This window comes from Amphibacillus sediminis NBRC 103570, assembly GCF_001552275.1.
GTDB classification, from domain to species: Bacteria; Bacillota; Bacilli; order Bacillales; family Amphibacillaceae; genus Amphibacillus_B; species Amphibacillus_B sediminis.
On record NZ_BCQW01000001.1, the window covers coordinates 103,952 to 122,269 of the forward strand.

Below are 18,318 nucleotides of genomic sequence, written 5' to 3' on the forward strand. Positions count from 1 at the left end.
TAAAAATAGTGGTTAATCGTTAAGTCTTGCCAAATAGGTTTCAATTTCAGTATCACTCGGTTCAATGGCTAAATAACGATTAAAAATAGTCATGGCTTCTTTCATTTTCCCCTCTTCAACCAAGAAGTAACCATATGATTTTAGAAAATCACCGTCATCTTTAAAAGCATGATAAGCATCTTGATAGCAGCTTAAAGCTTGATCATATAATTCTTCAGCTTCGTATGCTTTGGCTAGCTCCCATTTATAATATCCATCCTCCTCACCTTGTTCTATAATATGAGTTAACAGATCAATTATTGCTTGAAAATCACTATCTCTGCGATAATTTTCTACTAAGTAAAGAACAGCTTCTTTAAATCCTGGATCAATCGAGATGGCTTCTCGAGCATAACGGTAGCTTTGATCAGAAAAACCACAGCGCTGAGCCAATCGGGCAGCAATTAGGAGAAGCTCCTTATTCAAAGGATCAAGTTTTATACCAGTTTCCGCCAATTCATATCCTTCCTCAATCTGTCCCGTCTCTTCATATGCCTTTGCTAACAGCGGGTAAACTGAGACGAATTCTGGATCTTGTTTAAGCACCTCTTCCCAGGCATGAACGGCAATATCAAATCGGTCCAGCCTTGTAGCTACGAATCCATATCGAAATAATACATCTGCTTCTTCCTTTTCGGCCTCCTGATAGTAATGTAAGGCCTGCTCAAATTCACCGATAGTAGCATAGGCTTCGGCTAACCGTAGAGCAATGTCAACCTGAACCATTAAGCTTGATGATTGATAAACCTTTTGGTAATAGGTCACAGCTTTTTGGTATTCACCGTTCGAAAAGGCTAATTCCCCAAGTGCAAAATCAATTAAGGTCTCCTGGGGCGCTAATTGTTTTGCCTCAATTAGCTTTTGTTCAGCTACTTCATAAAGACCTTGGCTTTGATATAAGTCAGCTGTGGTAAGTAATGCCGGCAAGTAATCGTCACTATTAACATCGATTTTCGTTAACAAGTCGAGTGCCTCTTGATCCTGATCAGATTCAATATAAATTTCCGCTAAAGTTAACATAATCTGTCCGTCATTCGGATTGCTTGCTAATAAATTTAATAATAGCTCCCTTGCTTCCTCTAATAACCCTAATTCCAAATATAAATCAGCTATGGAAAATTGTTCTTCTTCAGTTGCTTTAGACTTGTATTGCTTTAATATCGTTAATGCTTGATCAACTTGGTCATTTTCAATAAGCTGTACGGCTTGGTAAATTTGATTCACTAATGGTCCAGTCCTTTCACTACTTGCTTAGAATAGCTTCATCATATCGAAAAAGCATAGATTATTCAATTAAAAAGTGAGTCACTAAAACTTTAATCGTTTAGCCCAAATCTCTCAATACGTCTAACCATTTCTTGTACCAGCATCCATTGTTCAAAGCGTGTTGTATATAGCCGATAGCGCGTGGGAATTGGTCCTAGAAAAGATGAAAAGCCAAACGCATCTGTTTAAAGATACGCTTAGCTTTGGCTAAACTAGTTTATTTAAATCTTCAAAAAAGCCTGGATAAGAAACATTAATCGCATCAGGATTTTCTAATATCACTTCCTGCTGACAAACTAAAGAGGCAATCGCAATCATCATCCCAATACGATGATCACCATAAGATTCAACGTTTGTCCCAGTCAACGGTGTCACACCCTTAATAACCATCCCATCTTCTGTTGGGTTAATATGAGCACCTAATTTAGTCAAAACATTAGCGACTGTTGCGATACGATCCGTTTCTTTAAACCGCAATTCTTCGGCATCCTTAATGACCGTTTCCCCTTTCGCTTGAGTAGCTAGTAAAGCAGCAATCGGTAGCTCATCAATCATTCTTGGGATTACATCACCAGCAATCGTTATACCTTTAAGCTCAGAATATTCAACGGTGATGGTTCCAACCTTCTCCCCACCAATAGTTGATGTTTCAACAATAGAAAGCTTTGCGCCCATGGCTTTCACTACATCAAGAATACCTGTCCGTGTAGGATTTAATCCAACATGCTCTATGGTAATTTTACTACCTGGAACCATTGCTGCCGCTCCAATAAAAAAGGCTGCCGAAGAGATATCGCCAGGAACTTGAATGGATGTCCCCTTTAAAGACTGCTTACCTTTTATCTTAACTGTAAGACCTTGGACATCAACTTTTGCTCCAAAGGCTTGTAGCATGTTCTCTGTATGATCACGAGTTTTAGTTTTTTCGACTACAGTGGTTGTTCCTTCCGCTAACAGCCCAGCCAGTAGAACTCCTGACTTGACCTGTGCACTCTTTACTGGCGGATGATAAGTGATTCCAGTTAGTTGCTGCCCTCTTACTGCTAAAGGAAGGTATTTACCCTTAGCACGTCCATCAATTTTAGCCCCCATTGTTCGGAGAGGATCGGTGATTCGATCCATTGGGCGTTTCGTTAGTGAATTATCACCATAGAGAGTTGAATGAAAAGGTAAACCGGCTAATACTCCTAATAACAACCGGGCTGTTGTCCCCGAATTACCAAGATTAATGGGTTCTAATGGTTCTTTCAATTCTTCAATACCTTTGCCAGTAATGGTGACGACTTGATTGTCTTGCTCAATCTCTATCCCCATTGCTCTAAATGCAGCAATGGTAGCAAGACAATCCTCACCATTAAGGAAATTGGTGATTATTGTTGTTCCTTTGGCGAGGGAACCTAAGATGACGGAACGGTGAGAAATTGATTTATCTCCAGGAACGCAAAGCTTTCCTCGCAAAACACCCCTTTGGCCCTTAAGTTTGATATGTTGCAAGTTGATAGACCCCCTACTCTACTAATGTCGTTTCATATCCATTATCAATCAGTAATCGATGACTCTTTATCTGATCAGCTTTGCTGATTAAACTTAATCGTAGTACTCCTGTTACTTCTTCTCTCGTTTCAAGAATCTCAATATTTTTGATACTAATTTCTTGTTCTGCTATCAGTGTTACAACCTGTAAAAGTGCACCTGGCTGATCAAAAATATCAACATACAAGTCATAGAACGCTGGAATCGCACCGCGCTTACGTCTATCTAGACCATCACGATATTCTCTAGCTTGCTCAAGATAATGATACATCGATACTTTATCATCAGTCTCAAGTAATTGCTTCAAGCTCTCCATTTCTTTAATCCAATCCGTTATTAAACGAGATAGCACTTTCTTATTCTGAAAAAAAATATCCTGCCACATTGCAGGGTTACTTGAAGCAATTCGTGTAATATCACGAAAGCCTCCAGCCGCTAAACTTGGAATTTTTGTATACTTTTGTTGCCAGCTTTTAGCCTGATGGACTAGCGAAGAAGCAATTAAATGAGGAAAATGAGAGATGACACTTGTCATTTCATCATGTTCCTTTGGTTCCAATTCAAGAAATATCGAATTAGTAACAGATAAAATGTTTTTTAACTCTTGAATCGATTGCATACTAGCTGCCTTGGTCGGCGTCAAAATATAAATGGCGTTCTCAAATAGATGCTCCTTGGCTGCTTCAATTCCCTTCTTGTGGGAACCCGCCATTGGGTGACCGCCGATAAAGGTGACAAACGGCGAAGTAATCGACTCTGCAGCTTTCATTATATTGCCCTTTACCGAGGAGACATCTGTGATGATAATTGGACGAGTAAATTCAACCTGACTAATTTGATGAATAAGTTCAATTGTCTTAGAAACCGGAGCTGCTAAAATACACACATCTACAGTCTTAATCGTTTGCTGGAAATCATCTGTGATTTGATCAAAAAAACCATGCTCCATCCCATATGTTAAGCTATCATGATTGACATCATAACCAATCAGATGGTGTTGATTGGTCGCCTTTAAGCTTAATGTTATCGAACCGCCAATCAAGCCTAGCCCAGCAATTAAAATGCGTTTTTTCACTTAGATCCAGCTCCCACGTGCTCTGTCAAAAATGCCTCGATATGATCTTGGAGCTCATTCATGTCTTCATGATCACCGATTGTAATACGAACACCATTTGGATGGCCTAATGCCTCACCAGACCGAACAATAAATCCTTTGGTCAATAAGTATTCAAAAATCGCATCACCAGACACCGGCAGTTTAATGAACAGAAAGTTGGTCTCTGAGTCATAATAATCTAAGTCATGCTGGTCACAAAATGCCATAAGCTTCGCTCTGTTTTTTACTGTTTCTGTAACAGAATGCATTAAAAATGCTTTGTCGTTAAGGGCTGAAATAGCGGCTTTTTGGGCTAACAGCGTTGTATTAAACGGACCCCTAGCAATATTCAATGCTTGGCTAACCGCTAATGATGCAACACCATATCCGATTCTAAGACCGGCCAAGCCATAAGCCTTTGAAAAGGTTCGAAGTACAATCACGTTAGGATACTGGTTCATAAAAGCAATTAGATCTGGAGCATCTTCATCCGTAATATATTCATAATAGGCTTGATCAATGACAACCAAGACGTGCTCTGGACATCTATCTATGAAGGATTGCAGTGATTGCTTATTAATCAAACAGCCTGTTGGATTATTTGGTGAGCAGAGCCACACAACCTTGGTTTGTTGATCAATCGCATCGAGCATCCCGTCAAGGTCATGGTATCCATCTATCAATGGAATTTCCTTTATTTCTGCTCCCTGAATGAGTGCATTGTGTTTATATTGAGGAAATGTAGGTGTCGCCATAATCGTGTTAGCACCAGCATCTAAATAAGTGCGACAGATGATATCAATAACTTCATCTGAACCACAGCCGAACACAAGTTGATCAGGATCAACAGCCAATTGCTCACTTAATAAAGCACGGAGCTCAGCAGCATAACCATCAGGATAAATTTCAAAATGATTCCCATATTCTTTGACCACTTGATCAACTGTCGCAGAATACCCAAACGGATTTTCATTTGAAGCCAGCTTGACAATTTTAGTTAAATTAAATTCTTTTTTTACATCTTCGATTTGTTTACCTGGTTTATAAGGCGACATTGACTCAAATACTTTCTTTGCTTTCACGACAGTTCTCCCCCTATTATTTCAATAAATCTGGTCTAAGTTGCTTTGCGTTGTTTTGATAAACATGAATAATATCTTTCTGTGCCACTGATGTATTAATCGTCATCATAATTCTAATACATTTAGTCAGCCCATTAGGTACATTAATTTCACGCATACACATCACTGGAACATAACTCCACCCATCTAACTCACGAATGGGTTTAGCTGGAAAAGCAGCATTTAAGTCGTCTGTGACGGAAACAAGGACAGAAGCTACTTGATCTGGATTTATATTATTTTGCTTTATCATTTCAACAATTAAAGCTCGTGTATTGTCTATGATTTCTTTTTCATCATTCAATGTGACTGTTGTTGCACCACGTACACCTCTTATCAAAAACTCACCAACTCTCTAAAAAACTCTTCTAACCAAACAAGCATGTGTTGATCCTCGATATGCTCTATGGTTGGCTGACCTAACTCTTTTAATAAGACAAACTGAATCGTCTGTTTTTTCGCCTTTTTATCACGTTTCATTCTTGTTAGTAAATGCTGCTTTGATAGTGCTGGTAAAGATATTGGATAATGATTATCTTTTAACCACTCTTTGAATTCTGTATAAGGTAATGAACAATTAAACACATGCTCACTTACCTTAATTGCAAACAGCATGCCAAGCGCTACAGCTTCACCATGAGTTATTCTACCATAGCCAAGCTCTGCTTCCAACGCATGACCAAGAGTATGGCCAAAATTTAAATACTGCCTAATATTAGACTCTCGCTCATCTTGCTCAACAATTGCTGCTTTGACCTCAATTCCCCTTAGTAAATCTTGCATGAGTTGGTCTTCGTTTAGTGGCAACCGAATCTTCACTTTGCTAATGTCTTGCCAAAAAGAAGGTTGATGAATCATGCTATGCTTAGCAATTTCTGCATAGCCTGATCTCATTTCCGTTAAAGGTAATGTCTGCAGTGTATCAAGATCATAAATCACAGCCTGAGGTGGATAGAAGCTTCCAATTAAATTTTTACCTTCTGGATGATTGATGGCTACCTTTCCACCTACACTACTGTCATGGGCCAGAATGGTGGTTGGCATCTGAATAAAGTCAATACCTCGCATAAAAGTGGCAGCGACGAACCCAGCAAGATCGCCAATCATTCCGCCCCCTAGAGCTATGATCAGACCATCACGATCTAATCCTGATTGAATCGCTTCAGTCATAATGTCAAAATAAACCCGACTATTCTTCGATCCTTCTCCAGCAGGTACAACTGTATAATTGATATTGGTGAAGGTGGATAGCCCTGCTATGACATCATGGAGATAGAGCTCTTCTATATTGCTATCGGTCACAATTAAAATACTACTGTATGACCTAGTCAGAAAATCTGACACGCGAAACCTTAGCCCACTCCCAATCATAACCTGATACTGATTTGTACTCGTTTTGATCGATAACTTTTGCATTAGAAGCACCTTACTTCTTCACGATATTGGTCAAATGCTGCTTTTAATTTAGGAAATTGATCGTTTGGAAATTGTTCTAGGATAGCTTTTGCTATCTCAAAGGCCACGACGTGTTCCATTACTACTGCTGCAGCAGGAACCGCACAAGAATCCGACCGCTCAATACTCGCATTAAATGGCTCTTTAGATTCAATATCCACACTTTGTAATGGCTTGTATAAGGTAGGTATGGGCTTCATCACGCCCTTAACGATAATTGGCATTCCAGATGTCATGCCACCTTCAAATCCTCCTAAATTATTGGTCTTTCGCTTGAAACCAGTTTCTTTTGACCAAATAATTTCATCGTGTACCTCACTACCATTACGACGTGCTGCTTCGAAACCGAGACCAAATTCTACTCCCTTAAATGCATTAATACTTTGTACAGCAAAAGCAATCCGTGCATCTAGCTTTCGATCATAATGAACATACGAACCAATCCCAGCCGGGATACCCTCTACATAAACTTCGCAGATTCCTCCAATTGAATCACCGTCTGCCTTCGCTTGGTCAATTGCTGCCATCATCTTTTGTCCAGCCTCCTGATCCAAACAACGAACTGGTGATGTCTCAGAGATTTCGACTTTTTCATCAAAACTTAACTCTTGTTTCTCCTGGGCCTTAATCCCAGCAATTTCATTTACATAACCGACGATGTTAATGTCTAATTGTGTTAACAAGGTTTTGGCTACTGCACCAGCAGCGACACGAGCAGCTGTTTCACGAGCCGATGATCGCTCTAAAATATTTCGCATATCACGATGTCCATATTTAATGGCCCCATTTAAATCTGCATGACCTGGTCTAGGGCGCGTAACTGTTCGCCTTATCTCTTTGTCTAAGTCAATGGGATCTTCGCCCATGATATCTTGCCAATGCTTAAAATCGTCATTCTCAACAATAAGTGCAATGGGAGACCCCAGTGTATAGCCATGTCTCACACCGCCTGCTATATTCACTAAGTCCTTTTCAATTTGCATGCGTTTACCACGACCGTGTCCTTTTTGTCTACGGAGTAGTGATTGATTAATATCATCAGTTGTTAGTGGTAGTAAAGCTGGAACACCCTCCACAATAGTGGTGAGCTGTTTTCCATGCGATTCCCCCGCCGTTAAATAACGCATAAACAGATTCCCCCTGTATTCTATATAATTTTTATTAATATAACATACCTTTGCTAATCTGTGTGTAGTAATTAATAGAAAATTCTTTTTTTTCTAAAATATATAGACTTTTTAGTAATGGATCTGTTTATTCATAACTACAGAGAGTTGTCTGGATGGAATGGCTTTTTCCTGGTACGGCTTCAACTCTTTTAATTGAATGAATGACCTTCCTGCATCACCTTAAAATCTATCAATCTATTTTTTGATAAAAAAAGGTATCGATCACGCTAAATTGATATTTCTCAGGACTAAAAATTTGTTCAGTACTACCAACAAACAATATCCCTTCACTATTTAAGGATTGACTGAATTTATGATAAACAGAAGCTTTGGCCTCCTCTGTAAAGTAAATTAATACATTTCGACAAACAATTAAATCGAAATTCGATGGATAAGGGTCTGACAAAAGATTATGCTTTTTAAACGTGATCGCTTTCTTGATTTTCTCATCAATAACGTAATGGGGGTTTTCGTATGTAAAATATTTGTCCTTTAATTCACTTGGTACTTCTTTTAAAGCGCGTTCGGTGTAGATACCTTGTTGTGCACGTTGCAGAATGTTCTCATCAATATCAGTTGCCAAGATAGTAATCTGGTTTAAATCGACATATTGACCAAGCATCATCGCAATCGTATAAGGCTCATCTCCTGTTGAACATGCTGCACTCCAGATTTTTAAATTCTTCTTCTTTTTAAGTAAATTTGGTAATAACTTTTTTTCAAGCACTTGCCACCTTACTGAATTTCGATAAAATTCTGATACATTAATGGTCATTTTGTCTAAAAGCTCTGATAATAAATCCGGTTCTTGATCAAGTGCAACAAAATAACTTTTAAAGTCTTTAAACCCTTTTTTATCACGTAGTGAAGTCAGCCGTCGTTTCATTTGGACTTCTTTATAAAGGTTTAAGTCAATACCGGTTTTTTCTTTAATTTGTTGTGTAAAAACTTGATAGTCTGACATTTGCATAATCTCCTTTTATCTCAGTAATCAGTAGCTTAACAGCTCTGGAGGTAACCGGTAGCACTAATAACTCCTTTGACTCAAGTAAGCAGCCATTTGCATTAATAACTGCTTTTCAGCCTGATTAGGCAATTGCTTTACAATATTTATTGCCTTGTTAAGGTATTGATTAGCGATTCGTTTAGACTGCTCAATTGCATTCGTACGTTTGATTTGATCGATGATCACTTGGTAGTCAGATGGTTTGTTTCGATCATAGTACTGATAGAGTTGTGCTAAATCGCTGTATAAGGATCTGTCCTCAAGTGCAATTAGTGTAGGTAAGGTTATATATCCTTCTACTAAATCCTGCCCATTTGGCTTGCCTAATTGTTGCTCTGATTGAGTAAAGTCTAATATATCATCAATAATTTGATAAGACATACCCAAATAATAGCCGTAAAAGTAAAGATGTCTTTGTAGCTTTTCTGTTGTTTGGCCAATCATTGCTCCCATTTTACAACATGTTGCAATTAACAATGCCGTTTTATTTCGAATTTTCCTTAGATAGTTTTTGACTGAAAGATCGATCGAGTAACGTGACCGCAATTGTTCAAGCTCCCCAACAGATAATTGGTTTAATGTATACGCTAAGAGATTATGTATTTTGACATCTTTTATGGTAGCAATCTGCTCAAGTGCGGTCGCAAAGATATAATCACCAATGCGGGTCGCAACCTGATTGTTGTACTTTTGATGGATCGTAGGCTGTCCACGTCGGATAGGTGCACAATCGATCATATCATCATGGACTAATGAAGCCATATGAATTAATTCTAATACAGCCGCCGATCGTATTCTTAGGGTTGGGGAGTTAGAACCAAAACAACTTGATATTAGACATAGTAACGGGCGAATCCGCTTACCACCAGATTTCAACAACTGAATACTTTGTTCTTTAATTAAATCATCGGCATCAAGTAAGGTTTGATAAAGCAGTTCTTCTACTTGTTCGGCATCATGATTCAAACGATGATATTGTTTAGGTAATTGCATAAAGTTCATCCTATACTTAAATGATTAGGTACGCGTTTACAGCCTGGCTTCAAGGTCTGATTCGGTATGATTTCGATAAGTAGCGAATTTAGCTGTCATAACATTATAGAACAACGGTAAATCCTGCTGCTGATCAATAAGCTTATGCTCTAAGGTCTTCCGCGATAAATTAAGATGGTAGTTTACCCATGTGTGGTACGGCTGAAGCTGTCCTTGTTTGCTACAGCCTTGTTGATAAATTTTAGCACATTCACTTTTAATGGATTTTTTGAATAAATGATGTTCATTTTGCCAAAACAGATAGAGATAAAAAGAAGTAAAGCAATTCTCGAATTGTTGTAAGCTGAAATACCGCGCTAGACAGTTGATCACTTCTGTCTCAATCTTAATCTTAGTTTTAACATATCGATTAAGCTCACCTGCATTTAAATCTGTGAGCCACATTTTCCAACTGTTAATTCGCTTGATGGCTGAGGCAAATTGTTTAATTAAAGCAATCTCATCATATAAAGCAAGAAGCATATAATATCGACTGCTCAAAATATCCCCTTGTAAAATAATTCTTGAATGTTGATATTGATCGATTTGATTATTATTTATCTGGTCATGAACATCTAACGATAATTGAACAAGCATGGTTGCCACAATACTGGCGACTTTCTTCTCTTCTTTCCAATCTGACAGTTGGATAATAGCTGAGATGATTTCAAGATAATCAGTAGTATTTAGTATTTTAGATGGCATTACCGTTAATGAACAGTCTTTTAACTCTTTTTTTAATTGGATGGCAGCTTTTTCTATTAATTGTTGAGTCTCCATGTAAGCCTCCGAATCAGAAAGTAAACTGATCATTAGTATAGTCTATTATAGCATATACTATACCTCTACTTCCTCATCATTATTGGCTAAAACTAAACAGAAAAGCAGTTAACATCAAAAGCAATGTTGGCTATAAACCCTGTATAGAAATCAATGTCTCTAGTACTCGGATAAAAAAACTTCGTTTAGTGGGGGTTTCGAGGCATAGGATGTGCTCGTGCAGACGTTGCGACATGACGTCGCGAACTTAGTCAGTTTCCTCACTCACACACTGAACGTTAGTGCCGTTACTGGCTGTTGGACCTCCCACTTAGACATGACGTGTTCCCTTATTTCTTAAAGGGGAAGGCTTACAAAAGCCCTTCGATGGGGCGAGTAATCGCAGCCCCAGCCAGTTACACTGCGATAAATCAGGTTTAATCCAAATCAATTGTTGCAAGCTCTAATTTTAGAATCGTATATGTAAACATCAGTAACTATGATGATCCTATCAAATTAATTAATCTTATAACTAAGAATAAAGAAAAAGGGTACAGATAAACTGCACCCTTTGTCGTATTGCCCTATGTAGAAATTATTTCACGCTATCCTTAAGGGCTTTTCCTGGTTTGAAAGCTGGAACTTTGCTAGCTGGGATTTCAATCTCAGCACCAGTTTGTGGGTTACGGCCTTTACGGGCAGCACGCTCACGAACTTCAAAGTTACCAAAACCAATTAACTGTACTTTTTCACCATCTTTTAGTGAATCCATGATTGATTCAAAAACGGCATCTACAGCTTTAGTCGCATCTTTTTTTGATAGTTCGCTTTTCTCTGCAACAGCATTAATTAAATCTGTCTTGTTCATGATATTCACCTCCTCCCACATTTAAATCCATGAAGCATACGAACTTAAATGGTTATACTCCATTTGTTCACAATTTTTGCAAATTCTATACTTCAGTTCATCAAAATTATTGATGACTAGGCTTATAATAAACGACTTTACCGTTAAATTCAACCAAAAACACAATAATTATTTAATAATCATAAAATTTGTTCAAAATACCTAATGGAAAAGTGCTTCTTTTATCTCAATTTTTAATCTTTATGTCAAAAAAGTTTAAAGTTATTGTCACTTATTGTAATATTAAATCAAAATTTGTTTTATGATTCACCATCATGAACAATGGTTTCATTGCAGTTTTATATTTTTATAAACTAAGATTATATCGAAAAAATCGGAAAAGAGTCATTTTTAAAAAATAAAAGAGTCTGAGATAAAAGTAATTAGATATATGAGATTTGATGATCCTCCAGATTTGGATGATATCCGCTTAGTTACAAAATGATAGTCAAGAAAGACAATCAAAAAATAATTAGTATTTTGCCGTAGCTCCTTGCAAACGTACCGCATTTTGGCCAATGGGTAGGATGTGGAGTCTTGGACTCTAGCAAAAAACGATAATCGTTCTCCCTTTCTTGATATCAATGAACGGTTAAGCATATTGGTTAACATTGTTACTCCTTACCATAAGGATAATATCTCTTTTTTGAAATTTCTTTAAATCGATAACCATTTTGTAAACTACTTTCGACACATTATCATCAAAAGATATGCTCTGCTTGACTACCATCTGTTTTTTGCTTTTAATGAATTTTTCTCTTAAATGGCTACTCCCTTCTTTGTTCATCTTGTTTTTCAAATACAAACAAGGTAGGATTTACCCCCTTCAAACTCAGAGAATAAGATTTCAGACAAAAAAGCCCTAATCGTTTTGCTTCCCATAACAATTGATTAGCACTCTCAGACAAAATAACCGCTCTCCCGCCCAGCTTCAATACTCTACCTACTTCAGTCATAGTATGGTGATTGAACAATTCTAAATCCTCGTCGGGGGAAATTTGTCTACCAAATGGAAGATTAGTTACAATTTTATTGACATAACCAGTAGCAAAAGGCAATTTCCTTGCATCCCAAACATTGACTTCCACCATCGAATCATCAAGATTATTTTGGGCTATTTTTATGACCGGGTCAGATATATCGCCACCAATGATCCGATTTGCAGGGTATGTCGCTCGTTCAGACAAAATTGTGCCTGAACCGCAACAAAGGTCTACGAAAATATCTGTCGATTTTGGATCTGATAACCACACCATCGCATGAGCCACAGAGGGAAGTAATGATGCACGAGAGAACTGTCGATTCTGATTACGAAAACGAAACGTCGCATTTGTAAGTCGAAATGAAAAAATCACATGATGATGTTCAATGTCGAGTCTAAATTCTACTTGATGATTTTGGGGTGTTCCAATGTTCCAATCAGGGTAACGCTTTTTAATGCCCTCCATTGCTTTTTTTGCTACTTCAAAACGACTATAGGTTTGTTTTCCTTTACGGCTCGCATTTACCCAATATAAATCTTTATGATCAATAAAATCCAAATCCAACTGGGATATTCGCTCAATTACCTGAGATAAGTGCTTTTTATGTGGTCCAATTTGAAATTGATCAATCACTTGAAATAAATTATCTGCCGACCTTAAAGAACTTAAGCATGTAAAAGACTCAGCTGTGGTAAAGAAAACTTTTCCTCTATTTATTTGAATTATTTCAGAATCACTCACCTTGTTGTTAATTTCATTTGATAAAACGTATTCTAATCCAGACAATATGCTGGCAAAATAAAGAGTCATACTAACGCCTCCAATTTTCAGAACGCCGAATTAAGAGCACAAAAAAGCCGTGATGAACCATCTTAAGATTCATCACGACCTCTTGTAAACGTTATTTATAAACTGTATTAACACGTGTGTTAGACAGCATATTTAACGGCATTATGATGATTAAGTTCATTGACTGCTGATACTTGAAAATCACACAACAAATAACCCTAATCTATCAAGGGTTTTTCAAGCATCATTGTTATTCAATTTGTAGTTATTGAATAACTGTCAAGAACACTGCCATCATCATGATTAGAATACCCCCACCCATTTAATATTACTATTATCTTAAAACAAGGGATGATAAAAATCAATCAATAATTGATAGCATGAATTGTAGAATATTGCAAGTTTACTCTCGGATTAGACCAACAACCTTTTAAGGTTTTTTTCCATGCGATAATCCAAATACCCAAAAAAATAAAAACGACTTGGAATTCAAGTCGTTAAAGAATGATCGCAATTAACCCCCCTGACCCTTGGTTGACAATTTTCTCAAGTGTTTCTTTTAGCTTATATCGAGCATTTTCTGGCATTAATGATAACTTTCCTTGAATACCTTCACGAACAATCGAACTTAAGGAACGCCCAAATATATCTGATTGCCAAATAGAAAGTGGGTCATCTTCAAAATCTTGCATTAGATATCGAACAAGCTCTTCACTTTGCTTCTCAGTACCAATAATTGGGGAGAATTCAGATTCGACATCAACCTTTATCATGTGAATAGATGGCGCGATCGCCTTTAATCGAACACCAAATCGTGTGCCTTGTCGAATGATTTCTGGTTCGTCTAAGGTCATATCATTAACTGTTGGTGCCGCCACCCCATATCCCGTTTGCTTAACCATATTCAGAGCGTCAGCAATTTGATCATACTCACGTTTGGCTTCAGCGAAATCCTGCATAAGCTCGAGTAAGTGATCCTTTCCTCTAATCTCCTCACCTACAATTTCTTTAAGTACTTGGTCATATAGATAGCTCGGTGCATCTAAATCAATTTCAGCAATGCCCTCACCCATCTCGATACCATTGATTTTAGCGTGTTCAATATGATCATATTCATCAAAATGACCTACTACTCGGTCAACATCACGTAATCGTTTGATATCTTTGACCGTTTCTTGAATGGCTTCATGATAGCTTAATCTGAGCCAGTGATCTTCATTTAAGACCATGACCCAGCTTGGAAGATTAACATTCACTTCGAGAACAGGAAACTCAAATAAGGCTTCTCTCAGTACATTGTACACGTCATCTTCCTGCATACTTTCTACACTCATAGCTAAAACAGGGATATCATACTGCTCGTTTAAAGCTTGGCGTAAAAGCTCAGTGTCCTCGTGATAAGGCTTGGTTGAATTGATCACCATAATAAACGGTTTACCAACTTCTTTTAGCTCCTCCACAATCCGTGATTCCGCTTCAACAAAATCCTGACGAGGGATCTCACCAATCGAACCATCTGTTGTAATAACAACTCCAATTGTTGAATGTTCTTGAATCACCTTCCTAGTGCCTATTTCGGCTGCTTCGTGAAATGGAATAGGTTCCTCATACCATGGTGTGTGAATCATTCGCGGGCCGTTTTCATCCTCAAAACCTTGAGCACTATTAACGGTATAGCCTACACAATCCACCAGACGAACATTAACACCTAATCCTTCGTCTACCTCAAGGTGAACGGCTTGATTTGGAACAAATTTAGGTTCTGTCGTCATGATTGTTTTTCCAGCAGCACTTTGTGGTAATTCGTCCTGTGCTCGTGCTCGATCACCTTCATCTCGCATATTGGGCAAAACAACTTTTTCCATAAATTTCTTTATGAAAGTTGATTTACCGGTACGCACTGCTCCAACAACACCTAAATAAATATCACCGTTCGTTCGTTTAGAAATATCTTTGAAAATATCTACTTTTTCCACATAATCCCCTCCCGGACTCCTTCGACGTCGTTAAGTACGATGCTCTGACACTTAAAGTCTATGATGTTGTCCCAATAGATTATGACAGTTGATTCAAAGATATTTTCAGCTAAAGGATAAGTTTTCTTAAAAATACTTAAAGCTAGGTGTAGATTTAGTACGTCCACTTGATTTTATTAATTATCTATATGTAAAACTAGTACTAAGTTAGCACATAATTGTTTTATATTGAAACCAGTTCGTCCGTAATAGCAATGCTGGCTTTGACGAGGTTATCTGTAAACGAGATGTTGAATGCATGTTAAAATCATATGACATTGCATTTACATAGAATCGTTACAAAAATAAAAAACCGAGCTAGAAGGGGCACTCTAACTCGGATTGACTAAAATTAATACCCAGGGCAACTTTAATGTGAATGCTTGTGCATAATAGTTTATGCGTAGCAACATGAATTGTATAAGCGAATGCCTAAAATAAGTTACTTTTTAAATAGTTGTCCTAACGTATTAAGATCATGGGGTAAATTATTTTTGGTAATGGAATTAACTAGCTTATCTTCCTTTTCCTTCGATATCGGTTTATTGGCTAGCTGACTAAGCTGCTTAACTAAGTCTCTAACAGTTGCCTCGTCTGTAAAATCAGCATTTTGTACAGATTGAGCTACCTTAAATACCTGTTCAGGTTTAATATTTGCTTTGTTCTGAATGTGATCAAATATACCCTTCTGGAAATCGCTCACCTATTCTCCTCCTTGCTTAGCATATTCATGATACTATATGCAAGAGAAGATAAAGCTGTTCATTGTTAGGCTTGATAATACTGCTTTAACATAGAATGAATCTCATCAGTTTCCGTTCGTCTAACACGGGTCATTAATTGATCAACTACTTCGCGTGGGCTAGCCCCTTTGAATAAAACATGATAGATACCTGAAGTAATTGGCATTTCTATCCCTTTCTTCTTAGCTAGATGATAAGCCGCTTCTGCAGTGCGGACACCTTCCACGACCATCCCCATTTCATCAAGGATTGTATCTAAGCTCTTCCCCTTTGCTAACATGTTTCCTGTCCGCCAATTTCGACTATGCTTGCTGGTTGAAGTTACAATAAGATCGCCCATACCAGTCAAGCCGACAAAGGTCAATGGATCTGCACCCATAGCTGTTCCTAAGCGAGCTATTTCCGCAAGACCTCTTGTCACAAGGGCTGCTTTCGCATTATCACCATAACCTAACCCATCAGATATGCCTGCTCCTAAAGCAATAATATTTTTTAGCGATCCACCTAATTCAACACCGATAATATCTTTATTGGTATATACACGAAATCGGTCATTAATGAATAAGTCCTGCGCATGGTGAGCGGCTTGTTCTGAGTTTGAAGAAGCGGTAACAGTTGTTGGCTGTTTAATACTTACTTCTTCTGCATGACTTGGACCTGATAAAACAACAATATCCTCATATAAGTGCTCAGGAATTTCCTCTGCTATGAGTTCGGAAACACGTTTAAAGGTTTTAGGTTCAATTCCTTTCGTCCCATGGATAATGGTGACTTTATGCTTTAAAACATCACGGACTTGCTGACAAACGGACCGAATTGCCTTTGTAGGCAAAACAAAAACAATCGCCGATACTTCGGCTAATGCTTCCGAAAGAGAATGATATGCGGTTAATGTCTCTGGTAATGACACATCTGGTAAATAAGCAGAGTTTTGATGAGTCTGATTCATATTTTTAGCATGTTCAGAGTCGTTTGTCCAAAGTCTGATATCATGACCATTCTCATGTAAAACCATTGCTAGCGCTGTTCCCCAGCTCCCTGCTCCTAATACGGCTACTTTTTCCATCCTAAGACACTCCCTAGCTACGTTTTCTTGCATATATTTTTATTGGTGTACCTTCGAAGCCAAAAGCCTCACGAATCCGATTTTCTAAAAACCGTTCATATGAAAAATGCAACAATTCAGGCTCATTAACAAAGACGACAAAGGTAGGAGGCTTTACAGCAACTTGTGTTACATATAAAATCTTGAGTCGCTTTCCATTCATAGTTGGCGTGGGATTCATGGCTACCGCATCCATTACCACATCGTTCAATACGTTGGTCTCAACACGTTTAACATGATTTTCACTTGCCAATCGCACTTGAGGTAAAAGCGTATGTGTCCGCTTTTTGGTCAGTGCGGATAAAAAGACAATTGGCGCATAGTCTAAAAATGGGAAATGGACTCTGAGCTTTTGTTCAAAATCTTTCATAGCTTTTTGATCGGACTCTACTGTATCCCATTTGTTAACGACAATAACAACGGCCTTTCCTGCTTGGTGAGCATAGCCGGCAATCTTCTTATCTTGTTCGATAATCCCAGTTTCAGCATCAATTAAGGACAGGACAACGTCTGACCGTTCAATTGCTTTCAAAGCACGCATAATACTGTATCGTTCAGTTGACTCATATATTTTTCCACGTTTTCTCATTCCTGCGGTATCGATGATCACATAATCTTGACCTTCCTTAGTAAATGGGGTATCGATCGCATCACGAGTTGTACCAGCTATATCACTGACAATCACTCTTTCCTGCTGTAATAACGCATTAACTAGAGAAGACTTCCCAACATTCGGGCGTCCAATTAAGCTAAAATAAATAGTATCTTGGTCAACTTGCTCAACTTCTAATGTTGGGAAATATTCAATCACTTTATCAAGCATATCTCCAAGTCCCAAACCGTGTGTTCCTGAGATTGGAAATGGTTCTCCGAATCCTAAGCTATAAAATTCATAAATATCTTCACGCATTTCAGGGTTGTCCACTTTGTTAACCGCTAATACAACTGGTTTATTTGATTTATAGAGGATTTTAGCAACCTCCTCATCTGCTGATGTAATCCCTTCACGACCATTAACGATAAAAATAATAACATCAGCTTCATTAATTGCCATATCAGCTTGTTCACGCATTTGAACTAATAAAGGTTCATCCCCTAACTCTATTCCACCAGTATCAATTAGATTAAATTTCGTGGTTAACCATTCAGCTTCAGCATAAATGCGATCACGTGTTACACCAGGGACATCCTCGACAATCGAAATCCTTTCACCTACTAAACGATTAAAGATCGTTGATTTTCCAACATTCGGCCTTCCGACAATTGCTACAATAGATTTTCGCATGAAAGGTTCATCCTT

16 protein-coding genes are annotated in these 18,318 nt (G+C 38.0%); all 16 read right to left on the reverse strand.

Annotated elements, in window-relative coordinates; genetic code table 11:
• Positions 1 to 12: 12 nt before the first annotated feature.
• Positions 13 to 1,263, reverse strand: a complete 1,251-nt coding sequence (locus tag ASE01S_RS00505) for a tetratricopeptide repeat protein (RefSeq protein ID WP_067836510.1) — start codon at positions 1,261 to 1,263, stop codon at positions 13 to 15.
• 249 nt (positions 1,264 to 1,512) lie between these two features.
• Positions 1,513 to 2,790: a 3-phosphoshikimate 1-carboxyvinyltransferase gene (gene aroA, locus ASE01S_RS00510; protein ID WP_067837469.1), complete on the reverse strand. Its 1,278-nt coding sequence runs from the start codon at positions 2,788 to 2,790 to the stop codon at positions 1,513 to 1,515.
• Positions 2,791 to 2,812: 22 nt separating this feature from the next.
• Entirely contained in the window at positions 2,813 to 3,913 is a 1,101-nt protein-coding gene (locus tag ASE01S_RS00515) for a prephenate dehydrogenase (RefSeq protein WP_067836514.1), read from the reverse strand.
• Positions 3,910 to 5,016: a histidinol-phosphate transaminase gene (gene hisC, locus ASE01S_RS00520; protein WP_067836518.1), complete on the reverse strand. Its 1,107-nt coding sequence runs from the start codon at positions 5,014 to 5,016 to the stop codon at positions 3,910 to 3,912. The genes ASE01S_RS00515 and hisC overlap by 4 nt, the downstream gene beginning before the upstream one ends.
• A gap of 16 nt (positions 5,017 to 5,032) precedes the next feature.
• Complete coding sequence (gene aroH, locus ASE01S_RS00525) at positions 5,033 to 5,395, reverse strand: chorismate mutase (RefSeq protein WP_067836521.1); 363 nt, start codon at positions 5,393 to 5,395, stop codon at positions 5,033 to 5,035.
• The gene (gene aroB, locus ASE01S_RS00530; RefSeq protein ID WP_067836525.1) at positions 5,392 to 6,471 is read right to left on the reverse strand and encodes a 3-dehydroquinate synthase; all 1,080 of its coding nucleotides are present in this window, start codon (positions 6,469 to 6,471) and stop codon (positions 5,392 to 5,394) included. Before aroB ends, aroH begins: the two co-directional genes overlap by 4 nt.
• The gene (gene aroC / locus ASE01S_RS00535) at positions 6,471 to 7,637 is read right to left on the reverse strand and encodes a chorismate synthase (RefSeq protein ID WP_067836529.1); all 1,167 of its coding nucleotides are present in this window, start codon (positions 7,635 to 7,637) and stop codon (positions 6,471 to 6,473) included. The genes aroB and aroC overlap by 1 nt, the downstream gene beginning before the upstream one ends.
• A gap of 232 nt (positions 7,638 to 7,869) precedes the next feature.
• Entirely contained in the window at positions 7,870 to 8,643 is a 774-nt protein-coding gene (locus ASE01S_RS00540; protein WP_067836532.1) for a CheR family methyltransferase, read from the reverse strand.
• Positions 8,644 to 8,706: 63 nt separating this feature from the next.
• Entirely contained in the window at positions 8,707 to 9,678 is a 972-nt protein-coding gene (locus tag ASE01S_RS00545) for a polyprenyl synthetase family protein (protein WP_067836537.1), read from the reverse strand.
• A 36-nt stretch (positions 9,679 to 9,714) separates the two neighbouring features.
• Positions 9,715 to 10,497, reverse strand: coding sequence for a heptaprenyl diphosphate synthase component 1 (locus ASE01S_RS00550; RefSeq protein ID WP_067836540.1), 783 nt, complete (start codon positions 10,495 to 10,497; stop codon positions 9,715 to 9,717).
• Positions 10,498 to 11,071: 574 nt separating this feature from the next.
• Positions 11,072 to 11,344 (reverse strand): non-specific DNA-binding protein Hbs, encoded by a 273-nt coding sequence (gene hbs, locus ASE01S_RS00555; RefSeq protein WP_067836543.1) that lies wholly within the window; start codon positions 11,342 to 11,344, stop codon positions 11,072 to 11,074.
• An 806-nt stretch (positions 11,345 to 12,150) separates the two neighbouring features.
• Entirely contained in the window at positions 12,151 to 13,176 is a 1,026-nt protein-coding gene (locus tag ASE01S_RS00565; protein ID WP_067836550.1) for an EmtA family 23S rRNA (guanine(2470)) methyltransferase, read from the reverse strand.
• Positions 13,177 to 13,652: 476 nt separating this feature from the next.
• Positions 13,653 to 15,131: a stage IV sporulation protein A gene (gene spoIVA / locus ASE01S_RS00570; protein ID WP_067836554.1), complete on the reverse strand. Its 1,479-nt coding sequence runs from the start codon at positions 15,129 to 15,131 to the stop codon at positions 13,653 to 13,655.
• A 481-nt stretch (positions 15,132 to 15,612) separates the two neighbouring features.
• Positions 15,613 to 15,873, reverse strand: coding sequence for a stage VI sporulation protein F (locus tag ASE01S_RS00575; RefSeq protein ID WP_067836556.1), 261 nt, complete (start codon positions 15,871 to 15,873; stop codon positions 15,613 to 15,615).
• 65 nt (positions 15,874 to 15,938) lie between these two features.
• Entirely contained in the window at positions 15,939 to 16,979 is a 1,041-nt protein-coding gene (locus ASE01S_RS00580) for an NAD(P)H-dependent glycerol-3-phosphate dehydrogenase (protein WP_067836560.1), read from the reverse strand.
• 13 nt (positions 16,980 to 16,992) lie between these two features.
• Positions 16,993 to 18,303, reverse strand: coding sequence for a ribosome biogenesis GTPase Der (der, locus tag ASE01S_RS00585; RefSeq protein ID WP_067836565.1), 1,311 nt, complete (start codon positions 18,301 to 18,303; stop codon positions 16,993 to 16,995).
• Positions 18,304 to 18,318 lie beyond the last annotated feature (15 nt).